The 1,176-nt window shown below is 58.0% G+C and carries 1 protein-coding gene; it reads right to left on the bottom strand.

Features of this window, described 5'->3' with window-relative positions; translation table 11 throughout:
* A partial coding sequence (locus tag BLJAPNOD_RS32125; RefSeq protein WP_115422811.1) for an IS66 family transposase occupies positions 1-1,176 on the bottom strand: 1,176 nt, incomplete at both ends.

The raw sequence follows: 1,176 nt of genomic DNA, 5'->3' as shown, positions 1-1,176 counted from the left end.
CTCGAAGTTCCACGGCATCAGAGCGTCGATATCCTGCGCGGGCCATCCGTTGGCCATGCGAACTAAGGTCTGTGTCAGCCAGGCGAGCGGATCGACGTTGTTCATTTTAGCTGTCTGCAAAAGCGTGGCGATCGTGGCCCATGTGTTGCCACCGCCTTCGCTTCCGGCAAATAGACTATTCTTCCGTGTGATCGTTTGGGGACGGATTGCGCGCTCGACGATATTGGAGTCGATCTCGATGCGGCCGTCACCGAGAAAGCGTTCCAGAGATTGTCGGCGGGTCATTGCATAGCGGATCGCTTCCGCGGTTTTGGACTTGCCAGAGACCTTCGCCAGCTCCTTTTCCCAGATGTCAAAAAGGTTGGCGACAATGGCCGCAGACCGCTCTTGTCGTGCGGCCGCACGGAGGTTGGCATCCTTTCCCCGGATCTCGTCCTCGACCTTCCACAACTCGCTCATCGCCTTCACCGAGGCTGTCGCGGCGTGATTGATACCACCGATATGCAGTTCGTAGAATTTGCGCCTGACATGCGCCCAGCACCCTGCCAACGTGATGGTTTCGTTGCTGCCGGCCTTGACCTGCTCTTTGACCATGCTCGTATAGGCGCCGTGCCCATCAACCTGGAGAATGCCGTTGAAGCCGCTCAGGTGACGGGCCACACAGCGCCCACCTCTGCTGTCTTCAAATCTATAGGCGACCATTGGTGGCCCTGATCCCCCGAACGGCTGATCATCACGGGCATAGGCCCACAGCCATGCCGTCATTGTTTTTCCCGAACCAGGCACCAGGGTCGGCAATGTCGTTTCGTCGGCAAAGACCCTTTCACCTGCCTTGATTTTCTCCAGGATGTAATCGGCCAGGATCTTGAGCTCGAAGCCGAGATGTCCCATCCATTGAGCCATCAAGGAGCGGCTCAGCGTCACGCTATCGCGCAGGTAAATTGTTTCCTGACGGTAGAGCGGAAGGCCGTCGGCATATTTGGACACGGCGATGTAAGCCAGGAGCCGTTCGCTCGGCAGCCCGGCTTCGATGATATGGCCAGGCGCTAGAGCCTGCAGCACACCGTCACGCCCTCTGAATGCGTATTTCGGCCGGCGGGTAACGATGACCCTGAACTTCGGTGGGATGACATCGAGCCGCTCGGATCGGTCTTCGCCAATCAAAACCTTTTCCAG

The organism is Ensifer sp. M14 (assembly GCF_003355565.1).
In the GTDB taxonomy this organism is placed as follows: Bacteria; Pseudomonadota; Alphaproteobacteria; order Rhizobiales; family Rhizobiaceae; genus Ensifer.
This window is presented reverse-complemented; position numbering and strand designations above follow the sequence as displayed.